Below are 22,163 nucleotides of genomic sequence, written 5' to 3'. Positions count from 1 at the left end.
GAGTAATCATTTAGATTACTTAGGCCTTATATACTTGAGGAAATAACGGTGCCTAATTCATATGTTAGAAAAGGAGTCGATGGTTTACAGAAAATATTCCTATACCTGATCATTCTTGATTGGCTTATTCTAATTTATCTATGTACTGAAATAAAACAGCTTCCATTTCGCTATGGTGTTGTAGCTTCCTTCATGGTCATTATATTCAACCTTATACTAATGAACTTATGTTTTAAGCGAGCACGCAGGGCTGAAGATGGCTATCTTATCTATCCTGTGATAACCGGGGCATTACTTTCTTTCTGCCTAGTCGGTTATTTCTTTTTCTTTCAGTAGTGGCACTTAAATCACCAGACCAATATAGTCTGGTTTAATTTAAAAAAGTTAGCGATAAAGACCAATAAGAAACTCTGCAAATTTAAAGTCGGTTATATCATCGATATCAACTGACTTTTCTTTTTTCATGATACAAGCATATACACCATCAGCGTAGCTACCTCCTTGATTCGCTATAAAATAATCAGTCTTATAACAATAAATCGCCCCATTTAACCTGTAAAATGTTTTTAAATCTTGAGAACGCTTAAGCGCATCTTTTGTTATAAATGAAGACATGTTTCCATCAGCCGGTAAAGTATTTGACCACAATGGAGTGTGCTCACACTCACTTACTGAAACTATACCATTTGCGTCTTGGCTGACTAACTGCTCAATAACCCTATCGATATCACTCTCTTCCCTTAGCGGGGACGATGGCTGCAATAAAACAATCACATCAAAATCATTCTTAAAAAAATTTAACGCATGAAGAACGACGTCTGTAGATGTTGCAGTATCTGACGCAAGCTCAACAGGCCTAACAAAGGGGGCTTCGGCTCCAAATTGCTTGCTGACACACATAATCTCTTCATCGTCAGTAGAGACCACAACTCGGTCGATATACTTTGATTTAAGAGCAGCGTCTATCGTCCAGGCTATTAAAGGTATGCCTGCCAAAGGTAATATATTTTTTCGAGGTAACCTCTTACTTCCACCTCTTGCGGGAATAAGAGCTAACACTCGTTTATTTTTAATCATTACAAACCTAAACTTAAAATATCTGTTTGAGCTCGTTCAAAATCAGCCATTCGACCAATATCAAGCCAATATTCATGAACCGGAAACATTAAAACGTTTTCACGCTCACTCATATGCTGATCCAATAGAGTAGGCATATCGATATGATAATCTTTAGGCACAGAATCAATCACACATGGAGATATGACATAAATGCCTGCGTTAACAAAAAAATGTTGAACCGGCTTTTCAACCATGCAGGTAACCTTGTTCCCTTCGCCACTAACAACGCCATAGGGAACTTGATAATCATACTTTCGTACACACATGGTGGCATCGGCCTGATGCTCATTATGAAAATCTAATAGCCTTTCAAAATCAACCTTGGTGAGCACATCTCCATTCACCATGATCAAAGGTAAGCCTTTTGGTAAGTCGTCAGGCAGTAAACCAAGTGCTCCCCCCGTACCTAATGGAGCCTCTTCATGAATATAATGAATTTTCACTCCTAACTCACTACCATCACCGAAGTAGCTTCGAATTTGCTCAGCCATATAATGTGTTGATATATAGAAATTGACAAAACCAGCTTTAATAAAGTTAGTAATTAATATATCCAATATTGGCTTGTCACCAACTTTCAACATCGGTTTTGGACAGGAATCTGTTAAAGGCCTTAAGCGAGTACCAAACCCTCCCGCCATTATAAATACAGGGTTTTGATAGATTGTTGTTTCAAGTAATCTCTGTAATGTTTCTAAACCAACAACTTTGCCGTTTTCAATTAACGGAATCGCAAGTATGCTCTTACTTTCCATTAATTGTGTCAATTGCTCTTTCGTTGAGCTCATCTCTGCTGTAATTGGTGAGCAATTCATTATTTCGGTGACGGGAGTGTCTAATGACAAATTATTAAGTATCCCCCGACGAATATCACCATCGGTTATTACACCTAATAGTTTTTGTTCACTATTAACTACTAAGGCAACTTGCAATGCTTCATTATCGATAACCCCAAGAGCATCAAGTATTGTCGCCTCAGGTTTTATTAAAATATTTTTCCAAGAGTTACTCATGATTAACCTTTAGCTATTTTCAATTCATTATTATTCGACTTGAATAGCAAACTTTTCCTGATGATACATTTTTAGTAACGATAGCACCGGCTCCAATAACAGAGCCGTGACCAAGCGTAATGTTTTGAATAATCGTTGCGCCAGCGCCAATAAAAACATCATGCTGAGTCGTAACCTGTCCACATAGCGTCGCCCTTGGGGCTATATGGTTATATTGGCCAACCCGGCAATCATGTTCAATTATTGCCCCGCTATTAATAATACTATGCGCGCCAATAACCGCACCGGGTTGTATAATGGCCCCCGGAAGAACTTGTGCTCCATGTTCAATGCTCGCAAAGGAAGAGATATACGCCTGATTCGAAATTATCGTTTCAAAACGATAGCCAAGATCAAGAAAGTATTCATTAATATTACGCTTTAAAGCTGAATTTGGTAGCATGCCTATACCATTAACCAGCCTAACTTCAGCAGGTGAAAACGCCAATACATCTTGGTCATTGTTCATGTGTTTTAAACCCGAAAAAGCAAGACGTGAACTTATATTTTCAGGGCTGACAATTGCGACTATCTCACGTTGTTGTGAAAGCAAGATATCAACCAATACACTGGCATGCCCTCCACCACCGAGAATAACAAGGGGCTTGGCCTTAACTTTATTCAAAGATCAAGTCCCCAGCTTGGTAGTTTTTGCTTGCGGGCTTATTCAGTAACCTCCAATACATATATGGTGACATACCTGAACCAGGGCGCTTTATCGTAAGGTTTTCTTCTGTAATTAACTCGCCTTGCTTAATCACCTTCGCCGCAACTAAACTTTTACGCGCCACATCCTTATTTTTAACTTCTGATGCAGTAGGGCACTTTACACTCCGCCCCAAAGCCACTTCAACTTGGCGTATTGCATTAACCATGGCAGTAAGTTCTTGAGGCTCTAAAGAGGCTTTATGATCGGGACCTTGCATATTTCTATCTAATGTAAAGTGTTTTTCAATCAACACCGCACCACGAGCCACTGCTGCAATGGGGATAGCTATACCTTCACTATGGTCTGAATATCCAGCAGGTAACTCAAATGCTTGACCTAACGTATCCATGACCTTTAGATTAATTTCCGCCATCGGTGCTGGGTATTCTGTAGTGCAATGTAGTATTGTCACCTTGTTCTTTAGAAGTTGCTGACCTTGAACTGATGCATAGGCTTGCTGAAATGCTAACTCATTCGGCTCGATGTCTTTATCATCGATATACCCAAATGCAATGACACCCAATGTGGCCTCAATCTCTGAGAGAGTTGCCATACCTGTCGACACAATTAAGTCGCACCCTGTACGAGCATGCTCAAGCACCAATGGAGCGTTTGTAATCTCACCAGAAGGTATTTTTAAGCGCCTCAGTCTTAAATCATTCACAAGAAAATCTAGGCTTTCAAAATCAAAGGCTGTAGAAAGGAACTCGATACCCAACTCAGCACAATACTGGACTAACTTATGGTGAGTCTCATAGGAAAGTTCAAGTCTACTCAGCATAAGTAGCTGCGACTCCTGAACCTGTGTATTGGTAATTTGGTATTCAGCTTGAGTAGCATCTTCCGTAACGAGATTTTTAGCTTTAAAAGTCTGAAACTTAACAATGTCAGCACCCGCCTGATGCGCCGCACTGACTAATTCAAAAGCCAATTTCTCGTCACCGTTATGATTCACACCAGCTTCTGCAATAATTAGCGTCATGATGACCTCACTGTTGGCAAGAAAAGTTGATATCGAAGAACACTTTACTTGGTTCAAATGAAAGTGTTTTTATCATTTCAATAACTTGTTTGCTCGCATTTCCCTGCCCGTAAGGGTTGCAAATCTTCTCATCAATTTGCTTATAACTGCGCCTAACTGCAATTTGAATTTGTTCAGAAATTGAATGTTGATTCGGTTGTGCATTCAATACACTTTTAGCCGCCAAGCGTCCTTTTTGTCTTACACCAATATTTACCGTTGCAATATCAAATGCGGGAACCTCTATAATTCCGCTCGATGAGTTACCAATTACGGCTGCAGCATGCTTTACTGCACTCAAGTAACGAACTTGCCCAAGAGAAGGAATAGCCAATACTCGACTGGGTTGACTTAATGCATACGCTTTTAACATCGGAATAATTCGTCGCCCACCATCATCAGCATTTGGGTAAGTCAATATAACTTGGTATTCAGAGTATTCATCTAATGCATCTAGTATTGCCTGAAAAGTCGCTTCAGGAGCTTCTTCCCCTAGTGTTACCGGATGATAAGTAACTACAAAATATGGTCTATTTAGCTCAAAACAGAGTGATTTGCTCAACTCTGATACAGTCATAAATGACGCTCGGTTCAGATGGTCTAATCCGATTGCACCAATGTTTTTTACTCGTTCTGGCGCCTCTCCTAACTGAATAACTCGATTTCGATAGTCTTCAGTTGAAGTTCCATGAAGGTAACTCAACTTAGTAATAGCATGACGAATCGCATCATCATAAGCACCTTCTGTTATTTCACCACCATGAAGGTGCACAATTGGTATACGCAGTATCATCGCAGTCTGAGCGGCTGCAAGGGCTTCAAAACGGTCACCTAGGATAATCAATACATCTGGTCGTAATCGCGCTAGTGCATCAGCAAAGCCAAGAACACCGAGCCCTATACTTTTTGCTGTTCCTACCGGCGAGTCAGACGATAATAAGATTTCAATTTTTTCATCAATATTGAAACCATCTTTCTCTATATCTTTATAGGTCTCTCCAAACTCTGGAGAAAAGTGCATGCCAGATACTAACAATTGAAGTGTCAACTCGGGATCGCTTTGTATGTCCTTTAAAAGCCAATAGAGCAGACCATACTCAGCTCTTGTCCCTGTAAAAACCGCAACTTTTTTATGCATCTGCGTCATGATTCTAGTTATCCCTGCGAGGTATTTAGTACAACGGGTGTACTTGGAAGATTTATTAAATGAGCTTCGACAAACTCTGAGCAGGAGAGATCACCACGCATTGCATTTTTAAACATTGGCAATCTATGCATTAATTGCCAAATTGGACGAGTCATCACACCTGAATTATTTGTAACAGAGAGCACTTCCTCTCTGCTCTGCTTATCCGGGCAAATTACCGCGTTTAACCAGTAATTTGACCGTGCATAACCTGGCTCAGTTACAAACTTAAAATCTGAACCGCTGAAAAAGCCTTCATATAACCCAGCAAGCTGTCTCTTTTGAATCAGGTAATTCTCTAGCGCTTCCATTTGCGCACAACCTAACGCAGCATTGAGATTAGGCATGCGGTAGTTAAAGCCAGGCTCATCATGGAAGAATTCATACGGATGCGGCACTTTTGCTGTGGTCGTCACGTGTTTAGTACGCGCCCCAAACTCTGCCGTTTGGCATAACACCATGCCGCCACCGCCGGTGGTGATAATTTTATTACCATTAAAACTCAGGGCACCAAAATCACCAATAGTGCCGGTATGCTTGCCTTTGTAAAAAGAGCCTAAGCTTTCAGCGGCATCTTCAACTAAAGTAATATTCCACTGCCGACAAACAATATTAAGTTCATCTAATTCGACGGGATGGCCAAATGTATGCATCGGCACGACAGCTTTGATTCGTTGCCCGCTGCCTTTGTGAACACAACCTGTTTCTGTTTTCTCTGCATACTCGCACAGGTAAGCCTCCACAGCTTTTGGACAAAGTCCCAAGCTAATAGGAGAAACATCGACAAAGATGGGTTCAGCCCCCATATGATGCAAGGCATTGCAGGTTGCGACAAAGGTCAACGCTTGTGTAATAACTAAATCATCACGCTGAACACCAGCCATGTACAGTGCCGCATGCAAGGCTGCTGTACCGTTCACTGTCGCTACCGCCTTAGCAGAACCAGTATAAGCCTCTATCTTTCGTTCGAAATCATCAACAAACTTACCTACACTAGAAACAAAAGTGCTTTCGATAGTTTGCATAACATAAGCTTTTTCGTTGCCATTAAACGTCGGTACGTGCAATGGAATAAAATCGTCAGTTTTGTATATGTCTCGAACGAACTCAACAATTGGTGTCGCTTTCATCACGTACTCCGCTTACATCTTACTATCTAGATATTTACCAGTTTCTTTATGAGCAAATTCAGGCAGCATGGTGAAGAATAATTTAACGATATCTTCTTTACTCCACTGACGCTCTAGCTTCATTTGATCTATCTTTTTCTCAAATGTCTCTAGTAACTCTTGTTGATAAAGCGGGTCATTCTTGATTATGCCAAAACCGTCGAAGCGCTCCATATCTAGCGTTTCTTTATCAGTAAAGAACTCTTCGAAGTCTTTTTCACCCGTAGTATCGCTAGAAGTGAATAAGCATGGCCATTTACCTTGTTTGGGTAATGTTTTCACCAACTCACGCGCTTCATCTTCCGTTTCACATAAATAAGGTTCAAAACCTAGTTTATTAAGGTATTTAACCGCTATATCAGCGAAAGAAATAAGGTGCAAAGTTTCATTGAGTTTAGGAAAGAATATGTCGCGATTTTCACCAAAAATACAAGACATCAAACATAACTCACCAGACTCCTCAGGAGTAACAAAGTAACGTTTGATATCGTAGGGGGCGACTATCGGCTGACTCTTTTGAATACGTTGATTAAAACCATGTAAAAGAGAACCATCAGAGAAGGCAACATTAGCGAAACGCGCGGTCGAAATGGCGATATGCTCACTCTTGCGCATCAGGAACATCTCCATAATACGTTTTGATGCCCCCATCATATTAACCGGGTTAGCGGCCTTATCGGTAGACACACAAAAGTACTTCTTAGCACCTGAATCTATCGCCTGCTGTACAGTTTTGTCAGTATTAAAAATGTTGACATCAATCATACGCATCAAGGTAAAAGGATCTTTTTCACTACGAACATGCTTAAGGGCGGAAAGGTTTAATACATAGTCATAATGTCCATCAGCTTTAATAAAGGCATCATATTCAATTGAACCAATATCTAATGCATAGGTGTTAAATTCACCATCAATGTAACCAAAAGAGCTTCGCAAATCCCTAACAAGCTCGACCATATTGTTTTCACTGATATCGACAACATGAAGCTTTTTGGGCTGGCGTTTAAAGATCTCTTTCGTCACGGCTTGCCCGATAGAACCTGCCCCACCAAGAATGAGAAATGATGATGTGGAGACAATATGGCTTAACTCTGCTTCATAGCACTTTATATCTGCAGCAAACAGCTTATTGTTTCGACCTATTAGCGATAGCATTAAATTTTTCAACCTTAACTTTTAAAACTTAAACCTTAAACTCATCACGTAGCAGCGAAAGTAAAAAGGCTTTAAAAAAACAAACAGATAAACAGCCACCCTAAGCCGTAACATCATAGGTTTGGACATTAGAATGCGCCTCACAAGAAAACCTCATTGAGCCTCACTCATAACATCTTAGCCGACACAAAGTAGACTCTAAACCAAGCTTTACACTATAAAGCGACCATAACGAGCTAAAGCTAAAACTAATATTTAACTCGTTATAAAGGCTGGGAGCTAACTAACAAAGTTAATCGAAAATGTTAATCATGTATTTACCGAGGCCCATAATTGTTTATTCTACCCGACGAAGATCGGCAACAGCATGTGATATACCTCGCAAAAGCAGGTTAAAAACGATAACTACACGACCACAAAGATTTTATCAAAACTATGACTGACCTTTTTCAGCTCAATATACAGATCATTCAGAATAGATGGCCAGACATTGCAGCAGGGTTACTGCAGTGCGACATCAACCAGCTCAAAGCAAACTTAATAGAAGGGCGTGAGCAAACTATCAGCGTAAACGGATTACAGTTAAGTAGCCGTCACTACCGCCAGCAAGAAGCTGCGTTACTAGCATCTGACCTAGCAAAGCAAACTGAGAACGTTCATTTATATGGTGTCGGAATGGGTGATGTTCCTATACACCTACTGCAAGAACACCAAGTGACTCAAATTCACGTCCACCTAATTAACCAAACCGTATTTGCATTATTAATAAGCTATACCGACCAAACGCAATGGCTAACACACCCGAGTATCACGCTCAACATATGCCCAACAAGCCAATTTCCGTTGGAGCCTTACATTGCTAATCCCGCAGAGCTATCCTTATGTGAGTGTAATGGCGAATACTCTTTAATCAGAGACATTATTATAGATGAGCTTAACCGTGAATATGCGAATGACAATGTCGCTAAACGTGTTGCTCAATTTAACGACCGCATTCAGAATAACCATGTTTTTTTGGATATTGATCAAGACATTAGTGCACTTAAATCCATAGCTAAAAATAAAGAAGCCTTCGTTATTGGTGCTGGACCAAGTTTAGAAGAACACTACAGCTTTCTAGCATCCATCAGCAAACAACCTCTTCACCACCGTCCCATAATCATCGCCGTTGATGCTGCAGCGAAAGGCCTGCTAGCTCATGGAGTCAAACTGGATATTGTCGTTACGATAGACGAAATGATTGATAGCCACATAGTTGGTACGCACACCGACTCGAGTACCGCATTAGTATACTTTCCAAAAGCAGATCCTGAGTTGCTCAACAACTGGCCAGGGGCACGTTACTGGAGTTTATCAAATAACGACTGTTACAAACTCCTTCATCACTATAACCACACCCAGTTATTTACTAATGGTAGCGTTATCCATCCTGCCACCGATTTGGCAGTAAAGCTTAATTGCCAGCATATAACCTTCTTTGGTGCTGATTTTGGCTACCCTAATCAAAAAAGTCATGCCTATTGGCAAGATGGAGCACTTGGAGGACTCAAAGCTGCTCAATCTAGGCACTGGGTGCTTGATGGCCATGGTGAAAAGTTAGCAACTGCTTTAAGTTTCAGGTCATACCTCAGGAGCTTAGAGCTATATATTGCCAATCACCCAGAGGTCTACTTTTACCGCGCAAGTCAGCAAGGAGCATATATTCAAGGCTCCCAATTTAAAGAGCCGTCACTATGACAACGCAAGAGCTTGTTAATACTTTAATTGAATCAGGACAATTATTTAGAACTGGTAGAGAAGGTAAAGCCAACTCTCTTTATGCCAGCAGTGTAGAGTCATTACTTTCGCACGGAGCTCGTGTAACAGATCAACAAAATTTTTTGGTTATTATGAAATTCATTCTCGCGGCTCAAGAAAGACAAGATTGGATTGCACTAGCTGATAGCCTCGAATTTGAACTACCGCTCCTACTCAGCGAACCCAAATAAAAACTTATCATTTTTATCCATAACTAAAGCCATCAAGCCATTTAAAGTACTACGCTAAAAAGGTAAACAAACCATGAATACATTAGATTTGCGTCTTGAACATCAATTTTTTGTCAACGATTTTGGCGAGTATTATCTACCTAGCGTAAACAGGAACACCTTCAAAAAAATAGATTCAAATACTATTTTCAAACAAACCTTTAAAGATGAAATATTCCAAGAAGATCGGTTACACATCGTCATAGGGACTGACTCAGGTTTACTACTAAATTATATACTGATGAATGGCATCCCAAGCGGGAGTAAATATATTTTTATCGAACCTGCTGCAGTATTAGATATACTCAACATTAATATTGATGCTAAGTTTCAGCAACAAGTTAAATTAATTGAAATTGAAGAGTTTGCCAAACAATTGGCAAACGATGAATATGACCTTTATCTGATTAAAAATCAGTATATTACGCACAACTCAATGGCATCGTGTGATGGTATTGTTGAAGAATACAATACCATTATCTATAACGTGCAAAAACAGCTTACCAACCTACATTACGCCAGAAATCGTTTAGTTCGCCACAAAGACTTTCTAATCCAACAGTTAAGAAACATTGCAGATAATCAATACCCAGCCTCTTTATTACGCAATAGATTTGAAGGGAAGTCTTGTATTGTTATTGGTGGCGGCCCATCTCTTGACGAGCATATGGAATGGATTACTAAAAACTACAATCAATTATTTATAATCACAGTATCAAGGGTGGCCGCAAAGCTATCCAAAGCTAATATTCCTGCTCATATTATCGTATCAATTGATCCTCACGACATTAGCTTTGAAGCAAATATAGACACCATGGCTTTGGCACAAGAAAGCTTACTTATCAATTCCTACCACATAAACCATCGCATTCTCTCACAATGGCAAGGGAGCTCCCTGTATGTAGGCCCAAGAATCCCTTGGTCTAAAGCTGATAGCGATAATGTTTCATCAGTAGGCCCAACTGTAACTAACAGTGCAGTCCGCATCGCAATCGAATTGGGGTTTTCAACAATCTTACTAGCTGGAGCAGATTTCTGTCACTCCAGTACAGGGGCCTCACACGCCAAAGGGTCTGTTGAAGCTGACGCGGGACTGAATCACAGTAGAATCGATGAATGGGTAGAAACCTACGCCGGTAACAAGGCTGAAACCCCTGTAGAACTATTAGGAGCGGCCCAAACGCTACAAATAGAAGCCGCAAATCACCCAACTGTAAATATAATCAATTTATCAATCGATGCGGCCAAGCTTGAAGGAGTCAACTATCAAGCTGCCGAAACGGTAAACTTGATGACTACAGATATGACACCAAAGCAGGTGTTAGATTTAATAGAAACTCTGATAGAAGATAAAAGCCTATACCTCGACAATATGCTGACAGACTTACAGCTCTCAACAGAAAGCCTTAGTGATATCAATAAACTATCACTTCAAGCTATCGACCTTAATTTAGAGATAAAATCTGTCAGCGTATCGTCAAAAAAATATCGAAATATAGCCAATAAAATTAGCCGTATAGAAGAACAGATCGATAACCAGCACGGTAAATTTTCTTATTTAGTCAAAGAATATGGTTACGTTGAATTTGCAAAATTCTTAACTACAAAGGAAAGTAAGCACTGGACTGCAGATGAGATGCAAAAAATGACTCACCTGTACTACGAAGCGTTTAAATGCTTAACAGAGGAGCTGCTAGGTTACATAACAGATGCCACTAATATTATAAAAACTCGCCAGCTAGAACTTATCAAAAACGTCAATTTAGCTGAACTAACTCGCCAATGGGAACAACACAATCAACCAGGAAGAGTTCATATTTTCCAAAAGGTAAGAACAGAACTTGGCCTAAGTTACGATGATACTCATGAGTGCTTAACTGCAGCAAAAGCGAATTACCACACCCAATTAACAGCAAAAACCCATTCCTATTTTTCTATGAAAAAGACGAATTCATCGCTTCATAATACATTAGCGAAAATTACTGACTTATATAAAAGTAAAAATAGCGCAGGGCTTCAACAGCTGTTCCATAGCATTGAGCCAATGATAGAAAGTGATAGCTTAGCGCAACGTTTATTCTATCTAGCCAAAAGCTACGTGTTTATCCTCAAAGAGGATAATATGGCTGCATTATCCGAATTACAGAAAATTGATGAGATTAATCAAACGGAAGTAATCCTAAAACAGATGATAGCACTTGCGTCAGAGCTTCAAATAATTGATGTTACTGTACAATCCCTTGCGAAAATAACGGCCTTTAGTAATGAGTATTTACCCTTATATGCCCATGCCTTAACAATTCAAGGCGATAATATTCAAGCCATCAATACCTACTTAGATTATTTGGACGTCATGCCAAACGATACAAAAGTACGCTTAAGCCTTGGGATATTCTTACTGAAGATAGGGCAGGTAGATGGCGCTATAACCTGCTTCAAGCAAGTATTAACGGTCGATATTAACAACTTAAGTGCACTAAGTTACCTGAAACAACTAGTCCCTACTCAATAGTTTCTTCGCTCCTAATAACCATCACTTTCTCCATGACCTATACGAACGTATAGGTTGTAGAGAAGGCTATACGACTCCCCTCCCTCTATTTCAGTACCCATCTAAAGTAGCTAAAGAATCTTCAAAAACTTCTAACCAGAAGCGAGCCCAATATCCCTAGCAGGGTGGCATACTGCAGACGTCGCGGTTGAGTTTAGCAACTTCAGAATTATAAAGTTGCCCCTATACTCACCCGAACTCAACCCTATAGAACAGGTGTGGAATTGGTTACGACCACATCATCTTACTAACTAGGAGTATCAAAGCTTTCGAGGAAATAGTGAGCGCCTATTCAATTACTTGGAATAATTTTGTCAGTGATACGAAAAGAGTGATGTTGCTATGCCAAAGGGACTTGGCGAGAATGACTAAGTATTAAATGGAATCGTATAATTTGGCGCCTGTCATGGCCAGCTACGCTAAAGCTTCGCGCTCATTAGCACATCGCTAGCGCGATATTCGCCCTACTCCACATGGGTATTGAGCCTCACTACGTTCGGACTCTTTATTTTCCCATGCTCGAGTATTATTTCAAAAGCGGTTAAACGAAAAAATCCCCAACACAAAGTGCTGGGGATTTATCGTTTATTTGGCGCCTGGAAATGACCTACTCTCACATGGGGAGACCCCACACTACCATCGGCGATATTGCGTTTCACTTCTGAGTTCGGAATGGATTCAGGTGGTGCCACAACTCTATGGTTTCCAGACAAATTTGGTAAATTTAGAAAGCTGGACTCGCTATGCAAGTCTTAATAAATTGGGTTCACACTACATTAAGTGTTTTCTAATTCTGGTTTCTATAAGAAACATAGTTAACTCATAAAACCCATCAGGGTTGTATGGTTAAGCCTCACGAGTCATTAGTACAAGTTAGCTCAACGCCTCACAACGCTTACACACCTTGCCTATCAACGTCCTAGTCTCGAACGGCTCTTTAGAGGAATTAAATTCCTAGGGATGACTCATCTTAGGACTCGCTTCCCGCTTAGATGCTTTCAGCGGTTATCGATTCCGAACGTAGCTACCGGGCAATGCTATTGGCATAACAACCCGAACACCAGCGGTTCGTCCACTCCGGTCCTCTCGTACTAGGAGCAGCTTCCTTCAATCATCCAACGCCCACGGCAGATAGGGACCGAACTGTCTCACGACGTTCTGAACCCAGCTCGCGTACCACTTTAAATGGCGAACAGCCATACCCTTGGGACCGACTTCAGCCCCAGGATGTGATGAGCCGACATCGAGGTGCCAAACACCGCCGTCGATATGAACTCTTGGGCGGTATCAGCCTGTTATCCCCGGAGTACCTTTTATCCGTTGAGCGATGGCCCTTCCATACAGAACCACCGGATCACTATGACCTACTTTCGTACCTGCTCGACGTGTATGTCTCGCAGTTAAGCTGGCTTATGCCATTGCACTAACCGTACGATGTCCGACCGTACTTAGCCAACCTTCGTGCTCCTCCGTTACTCTTTGGGAGGAGACCGCCCCAGTCAAACTACCCACCAGGCACTGTCCCGAACCCCGATTCAGGGGCCGCGGTTAGAACATCAAAACTACAAGGGTGGTATTTCAAGATTGACTCCACTCCATCTAGCGACGAAGCTTCAAAGTCTCCCACCTATCCTACACATGTAGGTTCAATGTTCAGTGCCAAGCTATAGTAAAGGTTCACGGGGTCTTTCCGTCTAGCCGCGGGTATACGGCATCTTCACCGCAATTTCAACTTCACTGAGTCTCGGCTGGAGACAGCGTGGCCATCATTACGCCATTCGTGCAGGTCGGAACTTACCCGACAAGGAATTTCGCTACCTTAGGACCGTTATAGTTACGGCCGCCGTTTACCGGGGCTTCGATCATGAGCTTCTCCGAAGATAACCCAATCAATTAACCTTCCGGCACCGGGCAGGCGTCATACCGTATACTTCCTCTTGCGAGTTTGCACAGTACTGTGTTTTTGATAAACAGTTGCAGCCACCTGGTATCTGCGACTCCCGGCAGCTTAGAGAGCAAGTCTCATCACCGCTAGGAGCGTACCTTCTCCCGAAGTTACGGTACCATTTTGCCTAGTTCCTTCAGCCGAGTTCTCTCAAGCGCCTTAGTATTCTCTACCCGACCACCTGTGTCGGTTTGGGGTACGATTCCTGCTAACCTGAAGCTTAGAAGATTTTCCTGGAAGCATGGCATCAACTACTTCAGTCCCTTAGGACCTCGTCATCAGCTCTCAGCCTTAAGTACACCCGGATTTGCCTAAGTGTACAGCCTACAACCTTAAACGCGGACAACCAACGCCGCGCTAGCCTAGCCTTCTCCGTCTCTCCATCGCAGTTAGCAGAAGTACGGGAATATTAACCCGTTTCCCATCGACTACGCCTTTCGGCCTCGCCTTAGGGGTCGACTCACCCTGCCCCGATTAACGTTGGACAGGAACCCTTGGTCTTTCGGCGAGGGGGTTTTTCACCCCCTTTATCGTTACTCATGTCAGCATTCGCACTTCTGATACCTCCAGTGTGGGTTACCCCTTCACCTTCAACGGCTTACAGAACGCTCCTCTACCGCACTAGTGTAAACACTAGTACCCATAGCTTCGGTGTATTGCTTAGCCCCGTTAAATCTTCCGCGCAGGCCGACTCGACTAGTGAGCTATTACGCTTTCTTTAAATGATGGCTGCTTCTAAGCCAACATCCTAGCTGTCTAAGCCTTCCCACATCGTTTCCCACTTAGCAATAACTTTGGGACCTTAGCTGATGGTCTGGGTTGTTTCCCTTTTCACGACGGACGTTAGCACCCGCCGTGTGTCTCCCGTATAGTACTCATTGGTATTCGGAGTTTGCAAAGGGTTGGTAAGTCGGGATGACCCCCTAGCCTTAACAGTGCTCTACCCCCAATGGTATTCGTACGAGGCGCTACCTAAATAGCTTTCGAGGAGAACCAGATATCTCCGAGTTTGATTGGCCTTTCACCCCCAGCCACAAGTCATCACCGCATTTTTCAACATACGTGTGTTCGGTCCTCCAATTGATGTTACTCAATCTTCAACCTGCCCATGGCTAGATCACTCGGTTTCGGGTCTACACCTTGCAACTAAACGCGCAGTTAACACTCGGTTTCCCTACGGCTCCGCTATTCGCTTAACCTTGCTACAAAATGTAAGTCGCTGACCCATTATACAAAAGGTACGCAGTCACGGTCTCAAGAACCGCTCCCACTGCTTGTACGTATACGGTTTCAGGTTCTATTTCACTCCCCTCACAGGGGTTCTTTTCGCCTTTCCCTCACGGTACTGGTTCACTATCGGTCAGTCAGGAGTATTTAGCCTTGGAGGATGGTCCCCCCATGTTCAAACAGGATGTCACGTGTCCCGTCCTACTCGTTTTCACGTAAAGTTAGTTTTCATGTACGGGGCTATCACCCTGTGCCGCTGTGCTTTCCAACACATTCCACTAACACCCTCTACGCTTAAGGGCTAATCCCCGTTCGCTCGCCGCTACTAGGGGAATCTCGGTTGATTTCTTTTCCTCCGGGTACTTAGATGTTTCAGTTCCCCGGGTTCGCCTCACTACACTATGTATTCATGTAGTGATACATGCTTATGCATGTGGGTTTCCCCATTCGGACATCGTTAGCTCAAATGCTTGTTACTAGCTCGCCAACGCTTTTCGCAAGTTACTACGTCCTTCATCGCCTCTGACTGCCAAGGCATCCACCATATACGCTTAGTCACTTAACCATACAACCCAAATAAGTCTCTATGAGATATATCCGTTGTTCTGAGCGGGTAAGCTCACAACAGCCGTATCGTAACTAATGGTTTCTACTTTCGCCAAAATTAGAATTTTTATCTCATCATCCAACAAGTTAATGTTAAACAACGAGCTAAGACACTTAATGTTAAGTGTTTATAGAACTCAATTTTTTAATTTCGCAATAATCTTTCGATTATTACTATCAGCTTTCCAAATTTTTAAAGAACGATATCAACTACGTGAAGTAGGATATTTCGTCGCTCATCCCTACAAAGTAGAGACAAACAAGCAATCTGTGTGAACACTCAACAACTATTAAGTTAGTCGTATAGGTAAGGAGGTGATCCAGCCCCAGGTTCCCCTAGGGCTACCTTGTTACGACTTCACCCCAGTCATGAACCACACCGTGGTAAACGCCCTCCCGAAGGTTAAGCTATCTACTTCTGGTGCAGCCCACTCCCATGGTGTGACGGGCGGTGTGTACAAGGCCCGGGAACGTATTCACCGTAGCATTCTGATCTACGATTACTAGCGATTCCGACTTCACGGAGTCGAGTTGCAGACTCCGATCCGGACTACGACCGGCTTTGTGAGATTAGCTCCACCTCGCGGCTTCGCAACCCTCTGTACCGACCATTGTAGCACGTGTGTAGCCCTACTCGTAAGGGCCATGATGACTTGACGTCGTCCCCACCTTCCTCCGGTTTATCACCGGCAGTCTCCCTAAAGTTCCCACCATTACGTGCTGGCAAATAAGGATAAGGGTTGCGCTCGTTGCGGGACTTAACCCAACATTTCACAACACGAGCTGACGACAGCCATGCAGCACCTGTCTCAGAGTTCCCGAAGGCACTAAGCTATCTCTAGCGAATTCTCTGGATGTCAAGAGTAGGTAAGGTTCTTCGCGTTGCATCGAATTAAACCACATGCTCCACCGCTTGTGCGGGCCCCCGTCAATTCATTTGAGTTTTAACCTTGCGGCCGTACTCCCCAGGCGGTCTACTTAATGCGTTAGCTTGAGAGCCCAGTGTTCAAGACACCAAACTCCGAGTAGACATCGTTTACGGCGTGGACTACCAGGGTATCTAATCCTGTTTGCTCCCCACGCTTTCGTACCTGAGCGTCAGTCTTTGTCCAGGGGGCCGCCTTCGCCACCGGTATTCCTTCAGATCTCTACGCATTTCACCGCTACACCTGAAATTCTACCCCCCTCTACAAGACTCTAGTTTGCCAGTTCAAAATGCAGTTCCCAGGTTGAGCCCGGGGCTTTCACATCTTGCTTAACAAACCGCCTGCGTACGCTTTACGCCCAGTAATTCCGATTAACGCTTGCACCCCTCGTATTACCGCGGCTGCTGGCACGAAGTTAGCCGGTGCTTCTTCTGCGAGTAACGTCACACCCAAACGCTATTAACGCTTGAGCTTTCCTCCTCGCTGAAAGTGCTTTACAACCCGAAGGCCTTCTTCACACACGCGGCATGGCTGCATCAGGCTTTCGCCCATTGTGCAATATTCCCCACTGCTGCCTCCCGTAGGAGTCTGGACCGTGTCTCAGTTCCAGTGTGGCTGATCATCCTCTCAGACCAGCTAGGGATCGTCGCCTTGGTGAGCCATTACCTCACCAACTAGCTAATCCCACCTAGGTTCATCCAATCGCGGAAGGCCCGAAGGTCCCCTCCTTTCCCCCGTAGGGCGTATGCGGTATTAGCAGTCGTTTCCAACTGTTATCCCCCTCGACTGGGCAGATACCTAGGCATTACTCACCCGTCCGCCGCTCGTCACCTCAGGAGCAAGCTCCCTTGTGTTACCGCTCGACTTGCATGTGTTAGGCCTGCCGCCAGCGTTCAATCTGAGCCATGATCAAACTCTTCAATTAAAGTTTTTTGCTTCTTCCACCTTACAAGTAAGGCTAAATCAGCGGCTCAACGAATTCTGTATTACATATTGCTATGAACACTCATTCATTAAGTCAATTTTTGATTGCCTCGTGAGAGACAATTTCGAATAACTTAATCTCTGTGAGTGTCCACACAGATTTGCTTGTCATATTGTTAAAGAGCGGTGCTAATCCTATTGAGAACGAGTCTCTCAGTTAGCAGCCTAAGACGCTAGGTCGTTGGCTTGAGGAGGCGTATTCTACACTCTCCAGTGTCGGCGTCAAGCGCTTATTTTAAGAAGTTTTTCAAGCGATGATTCTTTATACAAGACACATCAAATGAAGCTCTTAAAGCGATTATCACCTGAGGCTAATTTCCGTAGAAGTTAATCTCTCTAACACTGCTGCAAGTCCCGTGCTATCTAGCTTAACGCTGGGTAGTTGGCCTGCTGTGCCGTGTCAGTGGGGTCGCATTATAGGGAGTTCTCGGAAGAGCGCAAGGGGCTTTCGTAATTAAATTAGCCTTTTTGAATCAAGCGAATAGTAATCAAACTATTCGTACACAAAAGAGGCTGAACGAATCTATTTACCGTCTATTTTTGACACTTTTTGTGATAGCTAATTGGCCTCGCTAGACACCTTCCACCAGTACAGAGGTAGGTAAAAGGCTACATAAGCGCTTTGTTCGCCAGGTTGGCTGCTAACAAATAACAAAAAATCTGCACAACAATCCTTAATTGGCTAAATATTTTTCTTGTTGCAGACAAAGATCTTTAGCAACAATTGAAGCTTTAACTTCTGAGCATGACTTTAAATATGGCCTATCAACCGCTTAATGGTAAGGCATTATAAATATCGCTCTATATTCAACTCCCTATTCTTATTTACACTTTGAGAATTACAGCTCCTACTTCAATTTAAACTTCAGATAGCGGCGAGCACCTATCGACCGACTTATAGAGCCTACTTACAAATATGTGACTATAAAACACACACAATCCACAAATTCCAGACGTAAAAAAGCCAGATACGTGGTCATTTATATGCACCCTGCATAAATGGTATTCCCTACATCCTGTAGGTCACAAGTTCTACGCATTCACCATCCGTTCAAGCTTCGCTTAATAAACGCAGGAGCAGTTACCGAGGATGCAATTATCGACCTCCACATTGTTATTTCACCTCGCGACACTCGGACTTTCTATTCTATTCCCCATGTTCGAGAGGTCAATTCTTACAATAATGAGCCCAGACAAAAACGAAAAAGCCCGTTGCGTTAGCAACGGGCTTTTTCGCTTCTCTTTCGAGAATAATTAGGCGCCTGGAAATGACCTACTCTCACATGGGGAGACCCCACACTACCATCGGCGATATTGCGTTTCACTTCTGAGTTCGGAATGGATTCAGGTGGTGCCACAACTCTATGGTTTCCAGACAAATTTGGTAAATTTAGAAAGCTGGACTCGCTATGCAAGTCTTAATAAATTGGGTTCACACTACATTAAGTGTTTTCTAATTCTGGTTTCTATAAGAAACATAGTTAACTCATAAAACCCATTAGGGTTGTATGGTTAAGCCTCACGAGTCATTAGTACAAGTTAGCTCAACGCCTCACAACGCTTACACACCTTGCCTATCAACGTCCTAGTCTCGAACGGCTCTTTAGAGGAATTAAATTCCTAGGGATGACTCATCTTAGGACTCGCTTCCCGCTTAGATGCTTTCAGCGGTTATCGATTCCGAACGTAGCTACCGGGCAATGCTATTGGCATAACAACCCGAACACCAGCGGTTCGTCCACTCCGGTCCTCTCGTACTAGGAGCAGCTTCCTTCAATCATCCAACGCCCACGGCAGATAGGGACCGAACTGTCTCACGACGTTCTGAACCCAGCTCGCGTACCACTTTAAATGGCGAACAGCCATACCCTTGGGACCGACTTCAGCCCCAGGATGTGATGAGCCGACATCGAGGTGCCAAACACCGCCGTCGATATGAACTCTTGGGCGGTATCAGCCTGTTATCCCCGGAGTACCTTTTATCCGTTGAGCGATGGCCCTTCCATACAGAACCACCGGATCACTATGACCTACTTTCGTACCTGCTCGACGTGTATGTCTCGCAGTTAAGCTGGCTTATGCCATTGCACTAACCGTACGATGTCCGACCGTACTTAGCCAACCTTCGTGCTCCTCCGTTACTCTTTGGGAGGAGACCGCCCCAGTCAAACTACCCACCAGGCACTGTCCCGAACCCCGATTCAGGGGCCGCGGTTAGAACATCAAAACTACAAGGGTGGTATTTCAAGATTGACTCCACTCCATCTAGCGACGAAGCTTCAAAGTCTCCCACCTATCCTACACATGTAGGTTCAATGTTCAGTGCCAAGCTATAGTAAAGGTTCACGGGGTCTTTCCGTCTAGCCGCGGGTATACGGCATCTTCACCGCAATTTCAACTTCACTGAGTCTCGGCTGGAGACAGCGTGGCCATCATTACGCCATTCGTGCAGGTCGGAACTTACCCGACAAGGAATTTCGCTACCTTAGGACCGTTATAGTTACGGCCGCCGTTTACCGGGGCTTCGATCATGAGCTTCTCCGAAGATAACCCAATCAATTAACCTTCCGGCACCGGGCAGGCGTCATACCGTATACTTCCTCTTGCGAGTTTGCACAGTACTGTGTTTTTGATAAACAGTTGCAGCCACCTGGTATCTGCGACTCCCGGCAGCTTAGAGAGCAAGTCTCATCACCGCTAGGAGCGTACCTTCTCCCGAAGTTACGGTACCATTTTGCCTAGTTCCTTCAGCCGAGTTCTCTCAAGCGCCTTAGTATTCTCTACCCGACCACCTGTGTCGGTTTGGGGTACGATTCCTGCTAACCTGAAGCTTAGAAGATTTTCCTGGAAGCATGGCATCAACTACTTCAGTCCCTTAGGACCTCGTCATCAGCTCTCAGCCTTAAGTACACCCGGATTTGCCTAAGTGTACAGCCTACAACCTTAAACGCGGACAACCAACGCCGCGCTAGCCTAGCCTTCTCCGTCTCTCCATCGCAGTTAGCAGAAGTACGGGAATATTAACCCGTTTCCCATCGACTACGCCTTTCGGCCTCGCCTTAGGGGTCGACTCACCCTGCCCCGATTAACGTTGGACAGGAACCCTTGGTCTTTCGGCGAGGGGGTTTTTCACCCCCTTTATCGTTACTCATGTCAGCATTCGCACTTCTGATACCTCCAGTGTGGGTTACCCCTTCACCTTCAACGGCTTACAGAACGCTCCTCTACCGCACCAGTGTAAACACTAGTACCCATAGCTTCGGTGTATTGCTTAGCCCCGTTAAATCTTCCGCGCAGGCCGACTCGACTAGTGAGCTATTACGCTTTCTTTAAATGATGGCTGCTTCTAAGCCAACATCCTAGCTGTCTAAGCCTTCCCACATCGTTTCCCACTTAGCAATAACTTTGGGACCTTAGCTGATGGTCTGGGTTGTTTCCCTTTTCACGACGGACGTTAGCACCCGCCGTGTGTCTCCCGTATAGTACTCATTGGTATTCGGAGTTTGCAAAGGGTTGGTAAGTCGGGATGACCCCCTAGCCTTAACAGTGCTCTACCCCCAATGGTATTCGTACGAGGCGCTACCTAAATAGCTTTCGAGGAGAACCAGATATCTCCGAGTTTGATTGGCCTTTCACCCCCAGCCACAAGTCATCACCGCATTTTTCAACATACGTGTGTTCGGTCCTCCAATTGATGTTACTCAATCTTCAACCTGCCCATGGCTAGATCACTCGGTTTCGGGTCTACACCTTGCAACTAAACGCGCAGTTAACACTCGGTTTCCCTACGGCTCCGCTATTCGCTTAACCTTGCTACAAAATGTAAGTCGCTGACCCATTATACAAAAGGTACGCAGTCACGGTCTCAAGAACCGCTCCCACTGCTTGTACGTATACGGTTTCAGGTTCTATTTCACTCCCCTCACAGGGGTTCTTTTCGCCTTTCCCTCACGGTACTGGTTCACTATCGGTCAGTCAGGAGTATTTAGCCTTGGAGGATGGTCCCCCCATGTTCAAACAGGATGTCACGTGTCCCGTCCTACTCGTTTTCACGTAAAGTTAGTTTTCATGTACGGGGCTATCACCCTGTGCCGCTGTGCTTTCCAACACATTCCACTAACACCCTCTACGCTTAAGGGCTAATCCCCGTTCGCTCGCCGCTACTAGGGGAATCTCGGTTGATTTCTTTTCCTCCGGGTACTTAGATGTTTCAGTTCCCCGGGTTCGCCTCACTACACTATGTATTCATGTAGTGATACATGCTTATGCATGTGGGTTTCCCCATTCGGACATCGTTAGCTCAAATGCTTGTTACTAGCTCGCCAACGCTTTTCGCAAGTTACTACGTCCTTCATCGCCTCTGACTGCCAAGGCATCCACCATATACGCTTAGTCACTTAACCATACAACCCAAATAAGTCTCTATGAGATATATCCGTTGTTCTGAGCGGGTAAGCTCACAACAGCCGTATCGTAACTAATGGTT

Annotated in this window: 11 protein-coding genes and 5 rRNA genes; 4 read left to right on the top strand and 12 right to left on the bottom strand. The window is 43.9% G+C overall.

Annotated features, from left to right (window positions below; genetic code table 11):
- Positions 1 to 384: 384 nt before the first annotated feature.
- The 7 genes from SPEA_RS00305 to SPEA_RS00275 are packed head-to-tail and all read right to left on the bottom strand — an operon-like array spanning position 385 to position 7,411.
- The gene (locus SPEA_RS00305) at positions 385 to 1,077 is read right to left on the bottom strand and encodes an acylneuraminate cytidylyltransferase family protein (RefSeq protein WP_012153327.1); all 693 of its coding nucleotides are present in this window, start codon (positions 1,075 to 1,077) and stop codon (positions 385 to 387) included.
- A complete protein-coding gene (locus SPEA_RS00300) occupies positions 1,077 to 2,132 on the bottom strand; it encodes a nucleotidyltransferase family protein (RefSeq protein WP_012153326.1) in 1,056 nt (351 codons plus the stop codon). The genes SPEA_RS00305 and SPEA_RS00300 overlap by 1 nt, the downstream gene beginning before the upstream one ends.
- A 19-nt stretch (positions 2,133 to 2,151) precedes the next feature.
- A complete protein-coding gene (locus SPEA_RS00295) occupies positions 2,152 to 2,796 on the bottom strand; it encodes an acetyltransferase (protein ID WP_012153325.1) in 645 nt (214 codons plus the stop codon).
- The gene (gene neuB, locus SPEA_RS00290; RefSeq protein ID WP_012153324.1) at positions 2,789 to 3,862 is read right to left on the bottom strand and encodes an N-acetylneuraminate synthase; all 1,074 of its coding nucleotides are present in this window, start codon (positions 3,860 to 3,862) and stop codon (positions 2,789 to 2,791) included. The genes SPEA_RS00295 and neuB overlap by 8 nt, the downstream gene beginning before the upstream one ends.
- 7 nt (positions 3,863 to 3,869) lie before the next feature.
- Positions 3,870 to 5,039: a UDP-N-acetylglucosamine 2-epimerase gene (neuC, locus tag SPEA_RS00285; RefSeq protein WP_223296590.1), complete on the bottom strand. Its 1,170-nt coding sequence runs from the start codon at positions 5,037 to 5,039 to the stop codon at positions 3,870 to 3,872.
- A 17-nt stretch (positions 5,040 to 5,056) separates the two neighbouring features.
- Entirely contained in the window at positions 5,057 to 6,217 is a 1,161-nt protein-coding gene (locus SPEA_RS00280; protein WP_012153322.1) for a LegC family aminotransferase, read from the bottom strand.
- A 12-nt stretch (positions 6,218 to 6,229) separates the two neighbouring features.
- Positions 6,230 to 7,411 carry a UDP-N-acetylglucosamine 4,6-dehydratase gene (locus tag SPEA_RS00275; RefSeq protein ID WP_012153321.1) on the bottom strand — a complete coding sequence of 394 codons (1,182 nt, stop codon included), beginning with the start codon at positions 7,409 to 7,411 and terminating at the stop codon, positions 6,230 to 6,232.
- Between the two features lie 435 nt (positions 7,412 to 7,846).
- On the opposite strand from SPEA_RS00275, the gene SPEA_RS00270 reads away from it, so the two are divergent.
- The 4 genes from SPEA_RS00270 to SPEA_RS23490 all read left to right on the top strand — a co-directional run bounded on the left by SPEA_RS00270 (position 7,847) and on the right by SPEA_RS23490 (position 12,244).
- On the top strand, positions 7,847 to 9,148 hold the full coding sequence (locus tag SPEA_RS00270; RefSeq protein ID WP_012153320.1) for a motility associated factor glycosyltransferase family protein: 1,302 nt from the start codon (positions 7,847 to 7,849) through the stop codon (positions 9,146 to 9,148).
- Positions 9,145 to 9,399 (top strand): hypothetical protein, encoded by a 255-nt coding sequence (locus SPEA_RS00265; protein ID WP_012153319.1) that lies wholly within the window; start codon positions 9,145 to 9,147, stop codon positions 9,397 to 9,399. The genes SPEA_RS00270 and SPEA_RS00265 overlap by 4 nt, the downstream gene beginning before the upstream one ends.
- Before the next feature lie 73 nt (positions 9,400 to 9,472).
- On the top strand, positions 9,473 to 11,950 hold the full coding sequence (locus SPEA_RS00260) for a motility associated factor glycosyltransferase family protein (protein ID WP_012153318.1): 2,478 nt from the start codon (positions 9,473 to 9,475) through the stop codon (positions 11,948 to 11,950).
- Between the two features lie 150 nt (positions 11,951 to 12,100).
- A complete protein-coding gene (locus SPEA_RS23490) occupies positions 12,101 to 12,244 on the top strand; it encodes a transposase (RefSeq protein WP_083766698.1) in 144 nt (47 codons plus the stop codon).
- A gap of 339 nt (positions 12,245 to 12,583) precedes the next feature.
- On the opposite strand, the gene rrf (SPEA_RS00255) is transcribed toward SPEA_RS23490, so the two are convergent.
- The 5 genes from rrf (SPEA_RS00255) to SPEA_RS00235 form a co-directional block, all read right to left on the bottom strand.
- Positions 12,584 to 12,699: ribosomal RNA gene (rrf, locus tag SPEA_RS00255) — 5S ribosomal RNA — on the bottom strand.
- A gap of 132 nt (positions 12,700 to 12,831) precedes the next feature.
- Positions 12,832 to 15,726 (bottom strand): 23S ribosomal RNA (locus tag SPEA_RS00250).
- Between the two features lie 349 nt (positions 15,727 to 16,075).
- A 16S ribosomal RNA gene (locus SPEA_RS00245) occupies positions 16,076 to 17,618 on the bottom strand.
- Positions 17,619 to 18,937: 1,319 nt separating this feature from the next.
- Positions 18,938 to 19,053: ribosomal RNA gene (gene rrf / locus SPEA_RS00240) — 5S ribosomal RNA — on the bottom strand.
- Positions 19,054 to 19,185: 132 nt separating this feature from the next.
- Positions 19,186 to 22,080, bottom strand: a 23S ribosomal RNA gene (locus tag SPEA_RS00235).
- The 16S, 23S and 5S rRNA genes sit together here, the layout of an rRNA operon.
- Between the last annotated feature and the right edge of the window lie 83 nt (positions 22,081 to 22,163).

The sequence above is a fragment of the Shewanella pealeana ATCC 700345 genome (genome assembly GCF_000018285.1).
Classification (GTDB): domain Bacteria; phylum Pseudomonadota; class Gammaproteobacteria; order Enterobacterales; family Shewanellaceae; genus Shewanella; species Shewanella pealeana.
This window is presented reverse-complemented; position numbering and strand designations above follow the sequence as displayed.

What these genes read in the sequence shown, in the direction of transcription:
- SPEA_RS00305 (WP_012153327.1), bottom strand. Translation starts at nt 1,077, where the DNA reads ATGATTAAAAATAAACGAGTGTTAGCTCTTATTCCCGCAAGAGGTGGA.
- SPEA_RS00300 (WP_012153326.1), bottom strand. Translation starts at nt 2,132, where the DNA reads ATGAGTAACTCTTGGAAAAATATTTTAATAAAACCTGAGGCGACAATA.
- neuB (WP_012153324.1), bottom strand. Translation starts at nt 3,862, where the DNA reads ATGACGCTAATTATTGCAGAAGCTGGTGTGAATCATAACGGTGACGAG.
- neuC (WP_223296590.1), bottom strand. Translation starts at nt 5,039, where the DNA reads ATGCATAAAAAAGTTGCGGTTTTTACAGGGACAAGAGCTGAGTATGGT.
- SPEA_RS00280 (WP_012153322.1), bottom strand. Translation starts at nt 6,217, where the DNA reads ATGAAAGCGACACCAATTGTTGAGTTCGTTCGAGACATATACAAAACT.
- SPEA_RS00275 (WP_012153321.1), bottom strand. Translation starts at nt 7,411, where the DNA reads ATGCTATCGCTAATAGGTCGAAACAATAAGCTGTTTGCTGCAGATATA.
- SPEA_RS00270 (WP_012153320.1), top strand. Translation starts at nt 7,847, where the DNA reads ATGACTGACCTTTTTCAGCTCAATATACAGATCATTCAGAATAGATGG.
- SPEA_RS00265 (WP_012153319.1), top strand. Translation starts at nt 9,145, where the DNA reads ATGACAACGCAAGAGCTTGTTAATACTTTAATTGAATCAGGACAATTA.
- SPEA_RS00260 (WP_012153318.1), top strand. Translation starts at nt 9,473, where the DNA reads ATGAATACATTAGATTTGCGTCTTGAACATCAATTTTTTGTCAACGAT.